Source organism: Pseudomonas moraviensis subsp. stanleyae (genome assembly GCF_036283065.1).
Classification (GTDB): Bacteria; Pseudomonadota; Gammaproteobacteria; order Pseudomonadales; family Pseudomonadaceae; genus Aquipseudomonas; species Aquipseudomonas stanleyae.
Genome location: NZ_JAADJI010000003.1, coordinates 142,352 through 160,341, shown reverse-complemented (window position 1 = coordinate 160,341; position 17,990 = coordinate 142,352). Strand labels below are relative to the sequence as shown.

Genomic DNA, 17,990 nt, shown 5'->3' with positions numbered 1-17,990 from the left:
TCCGACCGAGCTACCCGGAGCGAATCGGTCTTGGGTCGCCGTAAGCGATGATCCTGAGGCACCACAGCAGAGCGGGTGTGACGACGTCAAGCCAGTGGGCGCAGAGGTTATTTGCTACTGAGGTGAGCGGCCAGCTGTTCGACGGTCGACAGGATAAAGGCACGGTCGCTTTCTTGAAGGCTGCTCAGTAGTCCCGCGATCACCTGGCCCTGGTCGTTGGGACGATTGCTCGACTCCGTCAGCAGTTCATCCATCCGGCAGTCGAAGATGTCCGCCAGTTGCATCAGCTTGACCACCGAAAGCTCCACCACACCCCGCTCAAGGCGCGAAATGGCTTCGCTGCCGATCCCCAAGCGTTCAGCCACTTCTTCCTGGGTCAGATTACGCTGAGTGCGGTGCTTCGCGATCATGCGTCCGATTTGGGCTTGGGTAGGATGTTTATATGCCAAGTGATGAGTTCTCCAATTCAACCCGAATGGTTGAGCAAAGACCCATTGACATGAACATCCTTAACGGTTGAGTATCGACTTAAAGGGTTGTTATATTGACTGAAATTGCTGTTTGTCGCGACGTGACATCTATTCCTCCAAGGATCAGAGCCCGAAGTGACCAGTGAGACTGAGCGGTCTGATAGGGCCAAACGGAGGCAAGGTTGAGCATGGATGAGCAGCGCGAGGACGTCATGGACCTGATCTGGGATCGAACACTGGAGTTGTTCATCAAGATCCATGATTGCCCTGATAACCCCGCACACCTCGACAGCCTTGTTCATTGGCTCAACGAAGATCCTGCTCACCTGAAAGCGTTCAACGAACTGGGGCAGATATGGATCGCGACAGGCATCGCTTTGGCCCGTGAAATCGGACAACCGCTAAGTGACTTGGAGAAAGATCAGCCTCCATTGATGACGCACTGACCCTGTACATCAACTCCAAGATTGTGGTGACCACCAATGGCGCGTCATGGGTGTCGGGTACCTTTGCTGATCGGCAGAGTGCCTTTGCAGTCCGGGTAGTGGGAGCATGACCAGAACGGTCCTGATTTTCCCTTCCGCCTGAGCATTGATGCGTTGCAAATGGGGCAGACAGGCCCGGCTTCGACCGGTACCGACAAGGTAAGCGCTCCGCAGTTTGCGATCAGCTGCGTAATCCAGTGCGCCTGCTTGGCAACGAATGCGTCCAGGGTCAGGCGTCCCGCTTCGATTTCATCCAGAGCTTGCTCCCAGATCGCTGTCATACCCGGATCTGCAACTGCAGCGGGTACCGCTTCGATCAGGGTATGGGCTGCTGCGGAGGCCATTAAGGCACGTTTTTTCTTCAGCAAGTAACCGCGATCAATCAAGCCCTTGATGACACCGGCTCGCGTGGCTTCGGTACCGATCCCGGTGGTATCTCGAAGTTTATGTTTCAGGCGTGGGTCGTTGACCAGCTTGGCGACGTTTTTCATCGCCTTAATCAGATCGCCCTCGGTGAACGATTTGGGCGCAGCGGTGCGCATGGACTTGAGTTCAACGTCGTCCACTTCGCACTCCGTACCCTGTTGCAGGACGGGCAACACCTGGGACTTTTGATTGGGGTCCTCGTCTTCGAGGTTGTCGGAGAGCAAGCCTTTCCAGCCTTGGACGACGATCTGTTTGCCAACAGCAGTCAAACGCTCGGTGCCACACTCCAGTTCGACCTCGGTTCGATCAAACTCGTGATGCGGCAGGAATTGCGCGAGGTAGTGGCTACGAATCAGTTCGTAGACGTGGCGTTCTTGTTCAGACATCCGCCTAAGGTTCGCCGGCTCGGTGGTTGGGATGATGGCGTGGTGCGCGGTGATCTTGGCATCGTTCCATGCTCGTGAGCGCAATGATTGATCGACGCTTGCGAGCGCTGGGCGTAACGCAGGATCCATTCTGAGCAGGGCATCGAATACCGCGGCTACCTCGTTGAACATGCTCTCTGGCAAATGCCGGCAATCGCTGCGCGGATAGCTGGTGGCTTTGTGGGTTTCATACAGGGCTTGGGCAATATTCAGGGTTTCCTGAGCGCCGAGTCCCAACTTGCGTGAACAGACTTCTTGCAATGTGCTCAGGTCGAAGGGCAGGGGTGGCGTTTCGCGGAAATGCTCAGTCTGCAGCGAGACTACGGTGGCGGTCTTGCTGCTAGAAATCGCTTGGACGGTCTGACTGGCAAGCGCCTGCTGCAGGCAGCGACCGGCTTCGTCACGTCCCGAACTTGGCGGTATCCACGATGCGATGAATGGCTGTCCCATTGAAGACAGGTGCACATTCACTACCCAGTACGGCACAGAGACGAAGCTGGCAATCGCGCGGTCTCGTTCAACCACCAAGCGCAAAGTGGGCGTTTGGACGCGTCCAACTGACAACACGCCGTCGTAACCTGCTCGCCGACCGAGAAGGGTAAACAGACGGCTGAGGTTCATGCCGATCAGCCAGTCGGCGCGGCTGCGGGCGAGGGCTGAGTGATAAAGCGGGAAGGTCTCTTGACCGGATTTCAGCGTGGACAAGGCTTTGCGAATCGACGCCTCGTTAAGTGCGGACAACCAGAGGCGCTGAACGGGGCCTTGATAGTTGCAGAGCTCCAATAACTCGCGGGCAATCATTTCACCTTCGCGATCAGCGTCGGTGGCGATCACCACGGTGGTAGCTTCACTGAGTAGGCGTTTAATGACTTTGAACTGTGCGGCAGTCTTGGGTTTGACCTCAACCTGCCACTGCGCGGGGATGATTGGCAAATGATCCAACGACCAACTCTTGAATTGCTCACCATAAGCTTCAGGTGGGGCTGTCTCTAGCAGGTGACCGACACACCAGGTGACGGTGGAGTCGGGTCCGATCAGGCAACCATCACCACGCCGAATGGCCCTGAGTATTTTGGCGATGTCCCGGCCCTGGGAAGGCTTTTCGCATAGAAAGAGGCGCATAGAACTGCTCCGGATTGAATTCAGAGCAGCTTTGTTGGAATAGCAGTGGCGAGATACGAGAAACCTGAATGGCAGGTCCCTCATATTTAGCCGGTGAGGGAAGGCTTGTATGGTCCGAGGTTGCTGTCTGGTTGTGATCTGGAAAAAGGATAGGGCCTCACGAGCAACCAGTAATAACTGGCCAGCAACTTCACGCAAGGCGCAATTTTTATGCTGGAAGTCTTTCAGTCCGTAGGTGGTTGTCCTCTGCGTTTCTTGGATTTCGAGGCAGGTGAACTGGCTTGCTCTGTATTTTGAGAGGCCGCCGGTTCACTGGAACGCTCGCGCATGACCACGTCGTGCACCCGGTGAGGCAAGATGCCGACTCGACGGGCCTCGATCTTGAAGGTCACTCGTGCGTTATCTTCGCTGTCCTCCCACTCGTCGCGTACCGTACGGCCCTCGACCAGTACCCGCATGCCTTTCTGGTACAGCGTGCTCCAGTGTTCAGCCTCGCGGTGCCAGAGCTCAACCGGCGCCCAATAGCCGCCTCGATCTTCATAGCTGCCCTCGCGTGGTACGGGGTTGTCGAAGTACACATTCAGCCGCAGTAAACGCCGTGGCTCGTCATTGCCTGAGGCGAATTCTTGGAACTCTGGCGCACTGCCGATGTTGCCTTCGCCGACGAAAAAAGTGCTCATTGTGATATCTCCACTGCAGGTGTGAACTGGCGCAATAACCGTTCGGCACTGGCCATCTTGATTGCGCAGGTCGAGGCCTGGCGGTAGAGCGAATGCACCACGCTCATTTGCAGGTTCAGTGCAATGCGGTTGCATTCGAATTGGTGCAGACCCTCGCGCACGACCTGCGGCAGGGGTTTGCTGCGGACCTGGCGTTCCCAGACTGCAACTCCCATACGGGCAAAATCACGGGTGCGCCAACGCAAAAAGGTGCTGCCCGCGCTGGTGTGTTGCAGCACCAACCGAATATCCAGCAGTGAGTAAGGGGGCTGTCCGGCCTGCTGCACAGCAGCCTCCATCAGGTGACATAACTGCGCCTCGATTTCCCTCGCCACCTGCGCCAGGTGCACCAACTCCCCCTTACCCTTAAAAGGTTTTAAAAGGCCTTTTAGGGAGGCAGCGTGTTCGAGCTGTCGATAGGCATCCGGTGTCAATGCTTCGAAGGGCATCGGTTGAGCCGGGATCATGGGATTCATGCGTCGTCCTCCGGCTCATCCACGGTCGCAAAGGGCTCTCCCGCTTCCTCTGCCAACGCGTCAGCGTCATCCACTGGCACAGCACCACGACGAACGATTGGTGGCGCGAACTGGGAGCGGCGATGCCCCTCAAGGATATCCATGGGCGGCAAACCCAATTTATCGATGGCTGCCAGGGCGCGAGCGTTGTTCGCCGCCATGTCATCGCGTGTGACACCAGCATGCCGATAGCGCTGCGCCTGACCGAACAGACTGCGTAGCAGATGGGCGCCGTCATCGATCCAGGCTTCCATGTCCCTGCGACCGATCAAGGCGGTGTGATGAGACAATAGGGTTTGGCGCACCAGAGTGTCGTAATCTGTCAGCAGGTAGACCGCCAGAAAACCCAGCTGGCTGCCGATATACAGCGGCAAGGTGACGGGGTGGATGTTGAGGTTGTCGCTCATGTCGATCTGTGTCGGCAGGTCCTGCCTGATCCGATCCAACTGTTGGGTCAATTCCAGCATCCCAGCTTTAGCCTGCATCAGCTTTTCTTCGAGTTGCACCATGGCCCAATCGGCATAGGGGTCGTCCTGCGCTGCGGTTTGTTTGATCAGGTTGGTGACGCTGATGTAGCCGGCCATGCCCATGATCGAGTGGACGCCTTCGCGTGCGGCCCGACCCTGCCAGATACGGGCGGCATGGTGAGTGTGCAGGGTCAGGGTGATGCTGCTGCGCAATGAGCCCAGGTTGAGTTGATAGTGATCGGCCACGGTGTTGTCCTCGCATAGGCTTGGACTAGAACGTTGCGACAGATGAGGGGTAAGGGCTACCAAAAAGCTGAATGCGGTCTGTTCGGTTTGGTTAGAGAGGGTTCATTTCGGAGACGTTCGTGAGTGACTCCAATGCATTCCTCCCCATCGATGGCCATACCGATCGGATTGCGCAGATTCGGCCCTTTGCGATCTCACAGTAGAGCTCAGTAGATTTGATGCCACTGGCATCAAATCTACTGACGTCCAGGGCGTTTACCGCGCAGTTGCCGCAACTCATTCAGACACGCTTGGGCGAGAGCGGAGGCGGGTTCGCCCTGTTTTCGGGATGGGCGTGACGGTGCCGTTGGGGGCGGTTTTGCAGCGGGAGAGGGCTCTGTCTGACCTGCCCAAGGCCGAAAGTCGCCTTTCAGTGCGCGTTGGATTAGGCCCATCAGATAGGCCGCTGGCTTGCGGATACCTCCTGCCGCACAGCGTGCACCTGCTTCGTTGAGTACCGCCTGACGATCCGCTGGTTTGAGCTTGTTCAGCGCCACAGCGACGGCCTGACGCTCGCTAGGACTCAGGTGCAGCGGATCGGGCCAGTGCAGGTTATCCACCGCCGGGGTCGCGCGCGGTACAGTACAAGTACTTTCTTTTAATACAGTACAGGCGGCGTTCGGATTCCGAACTGTGCCGGAAACACTGGCGTTCAAGCCCGATTCGGAATCCGAACGAGGGGCTGTACGATTCCGAACGAGGCGATCTTCCCCCTGTTCGGAATCGTGCAGAGTAGCATCGGTTGCTTGATCCAATCCTTGCTGCTTCCAATGTTCGCCCCAGGTGTCGAACCGCGTCGGTAACCGATTTTGATCAATATTCGTGTCCTGGCGGACCTCCTCCACAATGTGCTGCGCGACAACACGCACGGCCTTCGTCGCATGACCGAGGGCATGCCCGACTAGCGCCAAGTAATCCTGATCCAGTTCGATGGCTTCGGCGGGGGTTAACGGCTCATCGTGCAGAACGTACAGTGAACCTTGAAGACGGCCGCTGAGCTGATCGCGACCGCGGCTCACCAAACTGAGCCAGCGAGTGAGCCTGAGCATCGTCAACACGCGAGCAATGGTTTCACGCGAGGCTGACGCACCGTAGGGCACACTCGATAGGTAAGGTTGCAAATCCTCATAGCGTGGCGTGACCAGACCCTGACCTTGCAGCATGAGTCGAAACACCTGCCAGGCATTCCGCTCCAATGGCGTTAGCCGATTATCCAATAGCAGACGACATGGCACGACTTCATGTGATTGACCGCTGAACAAAAAGCCGGCCTGTAGAGTCTGGTTGGAGGGATGTTCAGTGGTAGGACGTGCGGGCCAGCGCTCATTTAGTTGCTGGACGCATTGCTGCAGAACACATTGCCAGCGACTGGAAGGACCAGCGTTCATGTCTTTGTGCTGTACTGGTCGATCTGCTGCCAAACGATGGTCAAGCTGACCTGCTGCTCTTCGGCAAGCATCATCATGGCATCAAGCTGATCCTCGGTACTATCCTGGGCGCGTAGCTGGCACCAACGCTGCCAGAGCGCATGTTCCTGCGCTTCGCTCAAATGTTGGGGGCGGCCCTTACGGGTTTCGATCTTAAGCAGACGTCGACGCAGGGCAGTCTCCGAATGCGCCAGGCCGAAGCACTGATACATGATGGTGCTGCTGGCACCCAGCTTGAGCGCTCGATTGATCAAGCGCTCGTTCTGCTCGTCGCGTTCGGCTTGCTCGATCAACCGATGCAGCACTGGCGAGTCAATCTTGACCTCAACCCAAGGGATGGTGGTATGGGCCAGGCGCGACAGGGTGGTGGGTGGTAAGGATTGCAGCAAGAAAATGTCGTCTTCACCCAGTCCGAGTGCCTTGCAGCGCTGCACATTACCCAGACGCAGTTCATGCAACACCTGGGTCAGCATGGCCTGGTTGAGCACATTGAAGGACAGGTTCATGACAGCTCCCTCGGTGAGTCGTCTTCAGGGGTAAGTGTTAAGTCGATCAGGCGTCTGGCCAGGCGGATCAGGCGATATAATTTAATTAAAAGACCGTCGGGCAGTCGCTCCAGCCCAATGTCCACGGGGGGACGATCTGTCAGCGGGAGTTGATAGACTCCCAATAACAGTTGCCCGAACAGCGCGGAGGGCAGTTGTTTACGATCTTCCCAGTTCACGTGGTCTTGAGCGCGCAGCAGGGCCAGGAGCAGTAGGTGAACGCCCGTAGCGCGAGGCGCTGCAAGATCAACACGCTCGATGTTCAGGGCGAAACCCAAGCCATGCTGCTGATCGATGATGCTCTCGGGATGTCCGGCATAGGCCGCCAAGTCCCGCGCCAATTCGGCAATGGCGGATCGCAGTTGTTCGGGCCTATCCAGTGCTGGTGCGATAGTCCAAATGTCGTCGAACGTGCAGGTTTCGACGGTCGGGGTTGTTTCAGTGGCAGTATCGCGATCAATCTGTTCGCGAATCTGTTGGACTCGTGACTGAGGGCTGACCGCTGATGCGACATTCCTCTCGGGCGGTGTGAGCAGCTCCTCTCGTGCTGTTTGGGCCTGTGCTCTGGTCTCGTTTGGTTTGAGACGGGACTCGGACGAGGAATATCCTGCCGCGGCTTCATCTATGCTCGGCAGAAGACTGTTCCCCGAAGGTGTGGTGACGACAACACCAGGCGTCGAGACGGCCCGTAGGGTATCGCTCAGTTCCAGGGCCAGCATACGGTAAGACTGTCCGAGCAAGCAGCTCATGCGTTCGAGCAGCTCATCCTGGATTTGCTCAAGATCCAAGGACTCAGGTTCGGTATCGAAGTAGCCCAGGGTGTCAAGCCAAAAATCGGCGAATGCAATGCTGCCGGTTGGATAACGGTTCCAGGTTCGTTCAGCCTGACTACGCAGAGCGATCAGACGTTCGATCTGGGGTTTACCCAATCCCGCATACAAGGTTTGAGGAATTGCAGGCAGTAAGTGTTCGAGGGTGTCGAGCATCCGGCTGATGTGCGATTGCGAAATCGGATAGCCTCCAGCGGCGAGACGTTTGGCCAGTTCACGCTGCGAAAGTGTCGTTTCATCTGATTCGAGCATGGCTTTGAGTTTGGCCACCGCCAATGCGCGTTCAATGAAGGTAAGTTGACCGTGTAGATCGCTTTCGGCCAGATGGCCGAGTAGGGCATTGATTTCATTGGTCCAGGGTCGAAACAGGCAATGAATGCGGAAGAAGCGCTCGTCGCGAGTCTCCTGCCACAGCTCGCCGAGAATCGCCAAGCGAGTATTCCCGCCGTTGCGAATGATGAAAGAGGTCTCTCCTGGGCGGCGGGTAATCGGTGGCGGTTGATCCAGCCCGCGTTCCCGGATCGAGGCCTTGATATCGCCGTAAAGCGGATTGCGGATGAAACGCGGGTTGTATTCGTAAGGCCGCAGCTGCTCCAGTGTGACCAGCATAGGTGTGTCGATGACTGGATCGGACAGCCGGTCCAGTTCTGCACCTCGAGGGAAGTGGCCTTGGTGCAGCTTGCCGGTGATCTCCTCCTGACTGAGCTTCTTCATTTGAATCGCCTCAGTTAACGCCGAATACGCAAATGGTCACCGACCTCGAACTTGACGATCTCGGCAGTCCCCGAACCTTCGAAATGTTGAGAAAGTTCTGCAAGGAGCCACCCCATGGCCGAGCGCCCGCCCTGCAGACGAAAGACCACAGTGCAGTATTCCTCGCAAGGTGGGTAGTGTGGTCGAATTGATGGCCGAACGATGATGGGCAGTTGATCCAACATCAAAACTCCTTGCCAACGACTGTTGGCACAAAGGTCGATAAAAATAACTTGGCGAAGAATGCCCGCGTGGTGATTCGTCTCATTGAACCTCCACGCACCTGCTCACCGTCCAGATGGCTTCGCGCCACTCTGGAAACAGTTCGATGGCTAGCGCTTGCATAGTTTCCAGCGCAGATGGTGAGCGTCGTTTGTGCGCCCGGCGAGTCTCTACTCGGTGGACCGGCAGGCCGAGGGAGGCGGCATTGAGGTAAGCCACTCGGCCTGGAACTACGGTGTCTAGAACCGAGACGTTGATTGCCCCAGCGAAGGTTTCGCGCAGGCCACGGATGATCATCCGGGTGTCCGTCCGAATGGCATTTACCTGATTAAGCAGCAGCCGCAGCGGTGGCGGTGCAATGCCCAGGTGGTGGAATGGTTCGAGTTCACTCAGCAGCTTCATGGTGCCGCGGTGAAGCTCGCGGGCAGCGAGCATTTCTGGAGTGATGGGCGAAAGTGCAAGATCGGAGGCCAAGATGGCCATCTCCAGCAGCACGCTACGTGCGCCTTGGGTGTCGATCAAAAGCAGGTCATAACGGGGACGGAAACTGTCGAGCAAATTGCGCAGCCTTAATCGCCCGTCAGGTGCGTGCAGCAGCAATGAACTCAGATGGCCTTGATCATCGTTGGAGATGATCAGGTCGAGCCCGGCAATCACTGTCCTAGAAACAATCTGCGCTGGCGCTGTTAAGTTGAGTGCAATGAGCTGATATGCACCAGCACCAGCTTTCTGACTCAAGTCGTAATAGCTGGAGAGGGTGGGTTGGCTATCGAGATCAAGCAACAGGACGCGCAGGCCAGCATCCGCCAGTAGACCGCCGAGATTGGCGACTACTGTGGTTTTGCCTACTCCACCTTTAGTGGAAACCACTGATACCACACGCATCACATCAGGCCTGCTGGCCTAAGCGCTCAGCGACCCACTGCTCGATTTCCTTCGAGTCCCAGCCGACCGCGCGTAGTCCAATGCGTTTGGCTTGAGGGAATTTTCCTTCTTTCATCAGATTGTAGATATGCGCACGTTTGAAACCGGTTTTTCTCTCCACCTCGTCGCGTCGCATGATATGGCGTTCGCTTTGTTGTAGAGGTGCTTCATCGATAAGCAAGGATTCATTGATCATGGTGGTCACCCCGAGCGCTAGATAGACTTGTTAGGAAGTGACCTGGATTCAATAACAGAAAATGAAATCGGTCATTGCACTGCAATCGCCAGGATTGCAGTGCAATGCATCGATTATTCCTGTTTTTTGAGGCTTCGGTTAGCAGCAGCAAATTTTTCATCTAATGTGCGCTTGCTAAGGCCGATTACTCCTTCATAGCGTGCAGTAATCGCATCAACGATTGCAGCTTGACTTTCAAATACCGAGATGGGCTTGCCGGCGGGCGAACGACTTAGAAATAGGCTGAGTAACGCGCCGATAATCTGCTGATATGTAAACTCGCTACGCTTGCTGAGCTCATGATGTATTTTTGCTAGCGATTTAAGTTCTTTAGGTTCAATCCCTACGGACTCAAGATCAGCTAGCAATTCTTGATGAAGACGTCTTAGCTTTTTTAGTTCGAACGCTATAGCCTCTTGGTCAGCACGAAGAGCAAGATAGGTTCCGATGGTTATCTTGTCTTCGGCATCACGTGTTGACTCAAACAGGAATGGAGGTTTTTGCTCCGGATAACGAAGTGACATCCAGGAACGCAAATCTGAATGGCGAACGGTCAATTGGTAACAATCCAACGATGTCTCCAACTTCACTGTGATGCCAAGATATCCGTAAGGTAGCTCTCGATTTCGAATGGCGTCATAGATTTTTTCCGTATTCGCAAGCAGGCAGGGCCACTGTGGAAAGAGCTGCGCGAGTCTTTCAGGGCTATGGTTGAAGGCTTCGAGAATCTCGGATTCATAGTCCATCAAGTTGCACCATCGTACAGCCGCCTCAATAGGCCTATAAAAGATCTTGGTATGGGGGTTGAATCTATGTTTAGACATTTATCAGCGGACCTCCGTATCAGACGGATAGACCTCCCGCACGATCCTTGCACCTTGTCAGCAGCTAGGATGGCTCCGTAGCAACGTCATAGAATCTTTACCGGGACAGATCTTTACCACTATCTAGTGGCTGTCTTAAATGTTCGTTTTTATTTCTGCCTTTCGCGTTGATTCGCGAGAGCGGGAGAGTAACTCCTGACTCCGAATCTGTGGCTCAGCACCTTCGTATACGAGGTAAAGGAATACCACAGTGAATGCGGTTGATGGCGAAATCATATCAGCGGGACCTCCTAGAAAAAGCCATTAAAATCAAAGAGTTTTAGTCTTTTTTTTTGTCCGAAAGACTCTGTGTTTGTGCGTTGGCTATCTCACAGCGTGTCTTCAAACGCCTATAAGTCCTTGAGGAGCCGGTTACAAGCGGTTGTGGCACGCGCACTGTAATACTCATCAATTGTTCTATCATATTATGAGGATCATATGAAGGGTTTTTGAGGAGGTGCTATGGGAGGTACGAAGGCGAAAGCAAAAGCCAACCGTGAGCTCATAATTCAACAAGCTGCCCGATCATTTAAGGAGCATGGCTTCGAGGGTGTAGGAATAATAGTATCATGAACGCCGTTGGTCTGACGCATGGGAGTTTTTATAACCAACTTGAGTCTAAAGCCGAACTAAAAGTTCTTGCCTTGCAGCACGCGTTTTACTCCATAGACGTCTTGTTCAAAGAGTCAGCCGAGCAAGAACCAGGAGCAGTGCTCTCGGCAGTCGTTGCCAACTATCTTTCAGACAGCCATGCTAAGTCTGGGTCGATGTGTGCCTTGGCTACACTTGCAATTGATTCAAATCGCGAAGAAAGGACCGTTAGGGCTGCCTATAGCGAAGGAGTTCGAATGTTCTAACGCTCACTGGGTAGGATCTCCAAGATAGAGGAATCTGAATCTCGTAGTCAGGATGCAATGGTGTGTCTCTTGCTGCGATGATCGGTACCGTAATTTTGGCTCCGTGCGGTGGATGATGGTACACTTTCAATTAGTTTGAGAAAGGCAGTCGCGAACTGGATAAATTATAAAGAACACTAGGCTGCGGAATCTCATGAGGATAAATTCGCATTGGATTTGATTTTAGCAGCAGCTAGTTCAGTTAGTTCGAGCCGCGCAGACCACTGCCGCTGAGTATAAGCCTGATTGTGAGGATGCCACGATTTACATACGCCTCAGCAAGCTTGGGAATTGCTAAAATTTGATAGATTAGGGGCATGCCTTTACGCTTCATTCAGTCTGTTGCAGAAATGTGATCAAATGATCGTTAACTTCTTTGGGACGTTCTTGCTGTATCCAATGTCCTGCGTTTGGAATGATATGTTTGCCTGCTAACATAGGGGCATGTAAGTGAAGATTTTCATATTCTTCGCTTGTCATTGTCAAAACGCCATCTAGGGATCCTGCAATAAACAGCATTGGCTGAAGTAAGAGTGCGCCGTCCCAGAACGCCGTCATTTCCCAATTTCGATCCATATTTCGATACCAGTTAATTCCCCCGCTAAACCCAGAATTTCGGAACTGGTCTGAAAAGACTTCTAAGTCCCATTCGGTTAGCCATGCAGGTAATACTTCCGGTATTGCTAGGTTATCTGTAAAACGAGTACCTTTATCAAATGCGATAAAGCTGGAGCTACTGTGTAGCGGATGTGCTCGCGCCTCACCGGAGGCCGAATATAAGATGCCGAGCATGCTTGTTCGAATGTTTTCCGATAGCTCTTTTTCTATCAGTCCGAATTTTTGAAAGTAATCTTGGTAGAAATGCTTTTTTTGTGAGGCCATATGAAATCGTATGGAAGGGCGAATTTTTCGTCTTGGCATGAATGGAACGCTCATCAGGCAGAGTTTGTTAAACATATCTGGTCTAAGTAAAGCTGCTGCCGCCGCGACCATGGATCCCCAGTCATGCCCTACGATCGATGCTTCCATGATCTCTAGAGTGTTCAGTAAGCCGACTACATCCCCTACTAAATTGAGGATGTTGTAGCTAGATACATCCTCCGGAACTTCAGTAAGGCCGTAGCCGCGTTGATCAGGTGCGATAACTTTATACCCTGCTTCGGCAAGAGCCTCGATTTGATGGCGCCAGGAGTACCAAGATTCTGGCCAGCCGTGCAAAAGCACTACCACCGGACCGGTGCCCAGTTCAACGTAGTGCATTCTTATTCCATTGGAATAGGCGTAGCTATGTTGGAAAGATTTCATATTCAACCCCTGATCGTGCTTTTTTAGAGATTTATCTTGATTTGGACGCGTGAGAACACGCTCGCAGAGGGTAAAAATTGGATATCGGTACGTGATGTTAAAGGTTTGAACAAGCAAACAGTGTCGTCCAGCCGACACTTCGGCGCGTGTCTGATTTATTTCATTTAAGCTTCGAGGGCGCTCGTAGCGATTGACTGCAATTTATACTGGGGAAGAGACGAATCGCGGACTTCTCAAGGTGAGCGCCGCTACCCACCCCGAGGGCACCGAGAATTGAGGCTGCGACATGGGCGCGGGATAAACATAGCAGCGCTACATCATCTGGCTCGATATTTCGGCATGGGCTACTTTCGCCCTTTGCGGTGCAGCGGAGCAAGACTTTGAATATGCTTTCGCTTATTAGCTGAACGCCTTTGGATGCTCCGGTTGTTCCGTTGGGTGCCACTGCCAAGAACGAGCGTAGAAAAGGCTGAAGTGTATTAACGTCGTCCAGGCGCAGTTGCTCTTTCTTGCGACTACTCAGTGGTACAGGGCCTCATCATTCAGGTGTTGAATTGCGGCCGTGCCGTTGATGCTCGCTGATATAACGGCGTAACCCCTCAGTATCCTTGACCGTCACCTTGCCATAGTTCGTTTCGATCAGGTCTAATTTGCGCAGTTCTGTCACTACTCGATTAACGCTTTGTCGAGTGCTGCCGACCATGAGTCCGATATCGGATTGGGACAGGGTGATGTTGGCTGCCTCAGCCGATGCGCCTTGGATGTCCGAGAGCCAAAAAAAACGGGACGCGATTCTTGCGGCGACGGGTTGCGTCAACAGTTCTTCAACGAGCCGGAGAGCTCCTCTGAGGCGTCGGCTGATCTGCGCGGCTACAGCGTTCTCGACTTCCGTATAGGTAGTTCGAAGCTCGGTGAAGTCCCGAGCGGACCAGACCCTTAGCACGGCCTCGCCTCGAGTGATGATGGTCACAGAGTGAGGGTCTTGGTCAGCAATTGAGCTGTCTCCCACGAGGTCTCCGGGCTTGTAGATGTAAATCAAGACTTCCTGGCCATCTGCGGTGATGATGCATTGCCGAATTTCGCCAGAAACTATTTGATAGACCTCAGTGATCAGATCGCCTTGATGGTAAAGCGTAGTGCTGTCTGGGAGAGTGCGGAGTCGAGCTCTGTCGAGCACGGCTTGGCGGACTGGTAGGCTTAAATCCTGAATCCAATTGAAGCCGCTCATTGTTATTAGCTCCCTTCATCGAGCTGCGGGGGTGATCGTATCACTGCCATTGCTGCCATCACAGGTTGCGCGAAGCTCAAGGGCAGTACACAGTTATTAACCGAACGATTGGTAAGTTATGTATAAGCGAAGGGTAGCAGCGAGTCAAATCGCTCTGCCGTATGTCGTCAAAGGAGCATCGGATGAGACCGCAAAAAATTCCACGAGAGGAGTTGCTGGCCCGTTGTGCTGGCGTTTTCAAGCGCTATGGCTACCATGGCACAACGATGGATGCCTTGGCTCAAGCCTGCGAGCTGACTAAAGCATCGTTTTATCACCACTACAGAAGCAAAGAGTCGTTAATGAACGACGTTTTGTCCTGGACCCATCAACAGATCAGCGAGCGACTTTTTAGCATTGCCTATCGAGAAGATTTAAGTGGAGCTGAGCGCTTTCGGTTGATGGCGCGCCATTCAAAGAAGCTTTTCATAGAGGGGGCGATTGGTTGTCTGATGGGCGTCATCGCGGTTGACGCAGCCTATTCAGTGAAAGCGCTGATGCCGCAAATTCGGGAGTTCATGGGGGAGTGGGCGGCGGCTTTGGCGAACATTTTTTCTGAGCAGGTGCCGTCATCTACAGCTTTGGAGCACGGTGAGAGAGCGGTTGCCGACTACGAAGGCGCGATTCTTCTCTCGCGTATTCATAACGATTCTAGCTATATCGACAGAGTAAGCGAGCGCTGGCTCGGCGTCCTAGTCTAGAGGGCGGAGAGGTGGGCTCGTCGGACATCAGCCTCAATGTCCCTCGGAGGCCTATTCGGCGTTGCTTTTCAAAATCCATCACTGCTATTTTTTCTTGCCGGACATTAAAAAAAATCGTTGGTAAGGCCTACATAGCCGCTCCTATGATAGATCCATATCTGGCTGCCATTCATTTGCGAAGAGGCTATAAAATGCGTCTACCGAAGATACATGCCATGACTCCGTCCGCAATGATAATCGCATTGATCAGCCAATCCGATATAGCCAGTGTGGTAGAAATTGCTTGACTGCCGCAGTTGACTTGTCTTTGCGAGTGGCACACTCCTTGTGGCACTCGCCCACAAGCCCTTAAAAGTGGTAAGTCAACTGTCCGGTGAGTCCGTGAGCGCTGTTGTTATACTTAGCGCTATAGGCTGGTTGAAGGCCCGAACTGTTTCCCTGATTGACGGAGCTTTCGTTTTCCCAAATGTAGGCGTACGCCACGTCAATAGTCATGTCCTTATTCGGTGAGTAACCGGCTCCCAATGTGACGGATCTTCTGTTGCCCACTGGAATGCGAACGTTACGATCAGCATTGTTGGTAGGGGAGGGGTCGTAGGCGAAACCTGAGCGCAATACCCACTGAGGATTGAGTTGATATGCTCCACCGATGGCAACAGACCAGGTATCTTCCCAGTTTAACGGCTCGCCTATTGTGTTGAATCCTAGTTGCTGGCCTACAGGAGGTATCCCGCTGTTCTGTGCTTCGAGTTTTTGCATGCGACTCCAGCGTGTCCATGTTGCTCCCAGATAACCCGTCCACTGATCATTGAAATGATGAGTCAAGGATGTATCAACGGACTCCGGCAAAGTGACGTCAAGTTTGGTTTTATACTTTCCATCGAGCCCGAACAGTGCTGGTGAGTTTTCAACTTCAGTGTGACCTTCGAGATTGTAGCGAACCTTGGAGTGATAGGTTGCGCCCCAAGTAGTTGATTTGTTCAGGTTTACCAAAATTCCTAGATTGTAACCTATCGCAATATCATCACCCTTAATCGTGATGTGCGTATCCCCTCTGCCGTTATTCAGCGCAGCCGTCGATAAATCGTTCTGAAGTTTCCCGCTAATACGATTAATAGTGGGGCCGCCACCGATAGAAATCCAGTCATTTACTCTATAACTAACAGTGGGTTGAAAGGTTACAACCTTAACCATGCTGTAGTCGCCGTGATATCGCCCTTGAAAGCTATTTTCATAGTCGTTAATCAATGCATAGGGCGCATAAACACCCAAACCCACGCTCCACTTTTGATCTAAGGGCGTTGATATGTATCCGAACGGAACAATTGAGAAAGGCGCCGAATCGCCTTTGTTGGTACCCGAAGCGCTGCTTTTCGCTGAGCGGATGTCTACGCTTGCGTCGATCAACGCCAGCCCTCCAACAACCTCAGGGCGCTGCAACTTCGCCAAACCCGCAGGGTTTCCGTAGATAGTACTTGCGTCTAATGCGGAGGATGCACGGCCCGCATAAGCGGTGCCCGCTCCGCTGGCACTTTGTTCGTTGATGGCGATCCCATTGGCACCCGCCTTAATCGAGATCAAGTAGACAGCAAGCATCGATACGGCTCTGGACATATTTTTATGCATGCGCACCTCAATGATGGCAACTAGAGTGTTTTTATTAGAGTTTCTAGGAGCGGAACGACCTGTCCTGAAACGTCCAGTTGAACACGTTGATGCTAGGGGCTCGCGTAAGGTGATAGTGTCGGCTGGATTACATTTGTCGCCGCAAATAGCTAAAAAAATATGCGTCTGTTGAGGCCAAGTGTGCAGACGACCGCTTTGGAGATACGATTGAGTCGAAGAGCGCGTAGCTGATATCAAACCCCTGAATTGCGCTTTGTCGCTGCCGCAGGTGTCGACGCAAATACGCTACCTGATCCTCTATAAAGGCGCTTAGGCGGGGTCGGGTGCCGATGGCTTTACCGGCGTAGCCAGCCTACCGTTGCTTTCCTTACCCCACGGATACCCTGATAATCTTTGCTCAGGATGAATGACTCCTGTTTTAGACCACTCCGTGCTCAAAAGAGCGGCTCCCCAGGCCGAGAGTCGGTAAGCATTCATCAACAGAATAAGAGGGGGTTGTGGTGCAATCGAGTAAGCAAGAGCTGATGGCTAAGGTGGCGTGGCTGTATTTTGTAGGAAACAATACGCAGCAGGAGATTGCGCAAAGACTCAATATTTCTCGACCTACGATAAACAGAATGATCGCAGGGGCTTCCGAGTCCGGGTTGGTGCAGGTGCGCATCAACCACCCAATACGGCGCTGTATGGAGCTTGGGGAAGAGCTTAAAAAGCGCTACGGCCTCAGCATGTGTGAAGTCGCCCCCCTTGAGGTTGACGATGATGGTGAAAGCCAGAGGCGCATTGCAGTGCTGGGTGCTGCGCTGATGGATCGCTATCTTTCCGACCCGGGCTTGAGCGTGATTGCGATGGGGTTCGGTCGTACGCTCAAGGCAGTAGTGGGCGAAATTACGGAGATCCGCGCACCTCAGCTCAATATCATTTCATTGGCTGGCAGTGTGTCGCTGGATGGTTCGTTCAATACCTATGATGTCGGCTTACGTCTGGCTGACAAAACAGCTGGCAAAGCTTTTTTGCTTCCAATGCCGGTTATTGCCAAGACCACCGAAGAGCGCGATGAATGGTTAGATAATCGTCTCTTTACACTGATCAAAAAGCTTTATTCAGATGCCGAGGTCTCGTTTGTAGGGATTGGTGACGTCCAACCTAACTCGCCTCTTGTTCAAAACGGCTTTCTTTCTTCAGAGGAAGCTTTGCAGTTAATGAATGAAGGCGCAGTGGGAGAAATTTTAGGATGGGCTATGGATCGTCATGGCAACCCGGTCCGGAAGGGCTGGTCAGAACGCGTTACCAGCCTGCCACTACCTAGCCTTGTGAAACGACCTGTTATTGCTTTTGCGGGGGGGCGTAAGAAGGTTCCTGCGATTCTTGCAGCGCTTCGCGGGCGTTGGATTTCAGGCTTGATCACTGATCAAATAACAGCCCAGGAACTCGCCTTGCTGTGAGTACCTTATGCGGTGACACCGCCCAATTACCTTGAGCGGC

Annotated in this window: 19 protein-coding genes; 4 read left to right on the top strand and 15 right to left on the bottom strand. The window is 53.4% G+C overall.

Features of this window, described 5'->3' with window-relative positions; translation table 11 throughout:
* Positions 1–107 precede the first annotated feature (107 nt).
* Positions 108–449, bottom strand: coding sequence for a helix-turn-helix domain-containing protein (locus GXB78_RS05785; RefSeq protein WP_329514699.1), 342 nt, complete (start codon positions 447–449; stop codon positions 108–110).
* A gap of 209 nt (positions 450–658) precedes the next feature.
* Here GXB78_RS05785 and GXB78_RS05780 point away from each other — a divergent pair, with 209 nt between their 5' ends.
* Positions 659–916: a hypothetical protein gene (locus tag GXB78_RS05780; RefSeq protein ID WP_053158143.1), complete on the top strand. Its 258-nt coding sequence runs from the start codon at positions 659–661 to the stop codon at positions 914–916.
* A 44-nt stretch (positions 917–960) separates the two neighbouring features.
* Here GXB78_RS05780 and GXB78_RS05775 read toward each other — a convergent pair whose 3' ends face one another.
* The 11 genes from GXB78_RS05775 to GXB78_RS05725 all read right to left on the bottom strand — a co-directional run bounded on the left by GXB78_RS05775 (position 961) and on the right by GXB78_RS05725 (position 10,596).
* Complete coding sequence (locus GXB78_RS05775; RefSeq protein WP_329514698.1) at positions 961–2,928, bottom strand: DNA topoisomerase III; 1,968 nt, start codon at positions 2,926–2,928, stop codon at positions 961–963.
* A 224-nt stretch (positions 2,929–3,152) separates the two neighbouring features.
* Positions 3,153–3,608, bottom strand: a complete 456-nt coding sequence (locus GXB78_RS05770) for a single-stranded DNA-binding protein (protein WP_329514697.1) — start codon at positions 3,606–3,608, stop codon at positions 3,153–3,155.
* Positions 3,605–4,123 carry a DUF3158 family protein gene (locus tag GXB78_RS05765; RefSeq protein WP_329514696.1) on the bottom strand — a complete coding sequence of 173 codons (519 nt, stop codon included), beginning with the start codon at positions 4,121–4,123 and terminating at the stop codon, positions 3,605–3,607. Before GXB78_RS05765 ends, GXB78_RS05770 begins: the two co-directional genes overlap by 4 nt.
* Complete coding sequence (locus GXB78_RS05760; RefSeq protein WP_329514695.1) at positions 4,120–4,875, bottom strand: PFL_4669 family integrating conjugative element protein; 756 nt, start codon at positions 4,873–4,875, stop codon at positions 4,120–4,122. Before GXB78_RS05760 ends, GXB78_RS05765 begins: the two co-directional genes overlap by 4 nt.
* A gap of 236 nt (positions 4,876–5,111) precedes the next feature.
* Positions 5,112–6,302 carry an STY4528 family pathogenicity island replication protein gene (locus tag GXB78_RS05755; protein ID WP_329514694.1) on the bottom strand — a complete coding sequence of 397 codons (1,191 nt, stop codon included), beginning with the start codon at positions 6,300–6,302 and terminating at the stop codon, positions 5,112–5,114.
* On the bottom strand, positions 6,299–6,847 hold the full coding sequence (locus tag GXB78_RS05750; protein ID WP_329514693.1) for a DUF2857 domain-containing protein: 549 nt from the start codon (positions 6,845–6,847) through the stop codon (positions 6,299–6,301). Before GXB78_RS05750 ends, GXB78_RS05755 begins: the two co-directional genes overlap by 4 nt.
* On the bottom strand, positions 6,844–8,430 hold the full coding sequence (locus GXB78_RS05745) for a ParB family protein (protein ID WP_329514692.1): 1,587 nt from the start codon (positions 8,428–8,430) through the stop codon (positions 6,844–6,846). The genes GXB78_RS05750 and GXB78_RS05745 overlap by 4 nt, the downstream gene beginning before the upstream one ends.
* A gap of 14 nt (positions 8,431–8,444) precedes the next feature.
* Positions 8,445–8,654, bottom strand: a complete 210-nt coding sequence (locus GXB78_RS05740; RefSeq protein WP_329514691.1) for a hypothetical protein — start codon at positions 8,652–8,654, stop codon at positions 8,445–8,447.
* Between the two features lie 79 nt (positions 8,655–8,733).
* Positions 8,734–9,576, bottom strand: coding sequence for a ParA family protein (locus GXB78_RS05735; protein ID WP_329514690.1), 843 nt, complete (start codon positions 9,574–9,576; stop codon positions 8,734–8,736).
* A 4-nt stretch (positions 9,577–9,580) separates the two neighbouring features.
* Positions 9,581–9,811 (bottom strand): AlpA family transcriptional regulator, encoded by a 231-nt coding sequence (locus GXB78_RS05730; protein ID WP_329514689.1) that lies wholly within the window; start codon positions 9,809–9,811, stop codon positions 9,581–9,583.
* Positions 9,812–9,924: 113 nt separating this feature from the next.
* On the bottom strand, positions 9,925–10,596 hold the full coding sequence (locus tag GXB78_RS05725) for a hypothetical protein (protein ID WP_329514688.1): 672 nt from the start codon (positions 10,594–10,596) through the stop codon (positions 9,925–9,927).
* Positions 10,597–11,282: 686 nt separating this feature from the next.
* On the opposite strand from GXB78_RS05725, the gene GXB78_RS05720 reads away from it, so the two are divergent.
* Complete coding sequence (locus GXB78_RS05720; protein WP_329514687.1) at positions 11,283–11,570, top strand: hypothetical protein; 288 nt, start codon at positions 11,283–11,285, stop codon at positions 11,568–11,570.
* A gap of 369 nt (positions 11,571–11,939) precedes the next feature.
* Here the strand turns inward: GXB78_RS05720 and GXB78_RS05715 are convergent, their stop codons facing one another.
* Together GXB78_RS05715 and GXB78_RS05710 are read right to left on the bottom strand one after the other, a co-directional pair.
* Positions 11,940–12,869: an alpha/beta fold hydrolase gene (locus tag GXB78_RS05715; RefSeq protein WP_329514686.1), complete on the bottom strand. Its 930-nt coding sequence runs from the start codon at positions 12,867–12,869 to the stop codon at positions 11,940–11,942.
* A 583-nt stretch (positions 12,870–13,452) separates the two neighbouring features.
* Positions 13,453–14,142: a Crp/Fnr family transcriptional regulator gene (locus tag GXB78_RS05710; RefSeq protein ID WP_329514685.1), complete on the bottom strand. Its 690-nt coding sequence runs from the start codon at positions 14,140–14,142 to the stop codon at positions 13,453–13,455.
* Between the two features lie 182 nt (positions 14,143–14,324).
* Between GXB78_RS05710 and GXB78_RS05705 the strand changes: the two genes are divergently transcribed.
* Complete coding sequence (locus GXB78_RS05705; RefSeq protein ID WP_329514684.1) at positions 14,325–14,882, top strand: TetR/AcrR family transcriptional regulator; 558 nt, start codon at positions 14,325–14,327, stop codon at positions 14,880–14,882.
* A gap of 348 nt (positions 14,883–15,230) precedes the next feature.
* Here GXB78_RS05705 and GXB78_RS05700 read toward each other — a convergent pair whose 3' ends face one another.
* Complete coding sequence (locus tag GXB78_RS05700) at positions 15,231–16,508, bottom strand: outer membrane protein transport protein (protein ID WP_408005111.1); 1,278 nt, start codon at positions 16,506–16,508, stop codon at positions 15,231–15,233.
* A 524-nt stretch (positions 16,509–17,032) separates the two neighbouring features.
* On the opposite strand from GXB78_RS05700, the gene GXB78_RS05695 reads away from it, so the two are divergent.
* Positions 17,033–17,950, top strand: coding sequence for a sugar-binding transcriptional regulator (locus GXB78_RS05695; RefSeq protein WP_329514683.1), 918 nt, complete (start codon positions 17,033–17,035; stop codon positions 17,948–17,950).
* Positions 17,951–17,990: the final 40 nt, after the last annotated feature.

Excerpts from the sequence above, each read along its gene's own strand:
- GXB78_RS05735 (WP_329514690.1), bottom strand. The coding sequence starts at position 9,576 with ATGCGTGTGGTATCAGTGGTTTCCACTAAAGGTGGAGTAGGCAAAACC.
- GXB78_RS05710 (WP_329514685.1), bottom strand. The coding sequence starts at position 14,142 with ATGAGCGGCTTCAATTGGATTCAGGATTTAAGCCTACCAGTCCGCCAA.
- GXB78_RS05770 (WP_329514697.1), bottom strand. The coding sequence starts at position 3,608 with ATGAGCACTTTTTTCGTCGGCGAAGGCAACATCGGCAGTGCGCCAGAG.
- GXB78_RS05750 (WP_329514693.1), bottom strand. The coding sequence starts at position 6,847 with ATGAACCTGTCCTTCAATGTGCTCAACCAGGCCATGCTGACCCAGGTG.
- GXB78_RS05695 (WP_329514683.1), top strand. The coding sequence starts at position 17,033 with ATGGCTAAGGTGGCGTGGCTGTATTTTGTAGGAAACAATACGCAGCAG.
- GXB78_RS05720 (WP_329514687.1), top strand. The coding sequence starts at position 11,283 with ATGAACGCCGTTGGTCTGACGCATGGGAGTTTTTATAACCAACTTGAG.
- GXB78_RS05780 (WP_053158143.1), top strand. The coding sequence starts at position 659 with ATGGATGAGCAGCGCGAGGACGTCATGGACCTGATCTGGGATCGAACA.
- GXB78_RS05765 (WP_329514696.1), bottom strand. The coding sequence starts at position 4,123 with ATGAATCCCATGATCCCGGCTCAACCGATGCCCTTCGAAGCATTGACA.
- GXB78_RS05715 (WP_329514686.1), bottom strand. The coding sequence starts at position 12,869 with ATGCACTACGTTGAACTGGGCACCGGTCCGGTGGTAGTGCTTTTGCAC.
- GXB78_RS05775 (WP_329514698.1), bottom strand. The coding sequence starts at position 2,928 with ATGCGCCTCTTTCTATGCGAAAAGCCTTCCCAGGGCCGGGACATCGCC.
- GXB78_RS05745 (WP_329514692.1), bottom strand. The coding sequence starts at position 8,430 with ATGAAGAAGCTCAGTCAGGAGGAGATCACCGGCAAGCTGCACCAAGGC.
- GXB78_RS05730 (WP_329514689.1), bottom strand. The coding sequence starts at position 9,811 with ATGATCAATGAATCCTTGCTTATCGATGAAGCACCTCTACAACAAAGC.
- GXB78_RS05705 (WP_329514684.1), top strand. The coding sequence starts at position 14,325 with ATGAGACCGCAAAAAATTCCACGAGAGGAGTTGCTGGCCCGTTGTGCT.
- GXB78_RS05725 (WP_329514688.1), bottom strand. The coding sequence starts at position 10,596 with ATGGACTATGAATCCGAGATTCTCGAAGCCTTCAACCATAGCCCTGAA.
- GXB78_RS05755 (WP_329514694.1), bottom strand. The coding sequence starts at position 6,302 with ATGAACGCTGGTCCTTCCAGTCGCTGGCAATGTGTTCTGCAGCAATGC.
- GXB78_RS05700 (WP_408005111.1), bottom strand. The coding sequence starts at position 16,508 with ATGCATAAAAATATGTCCAGAGCCGTATCGATGCTTGCTGTCTACTTG.
- GXB78_RS05740 (WP_329514691.1), bottom strand. The coding sequence starts at position 8,654 with ATGTTGGATCAACTGCCCATCATCGTTCGGCCATCAATTCGACCACAC.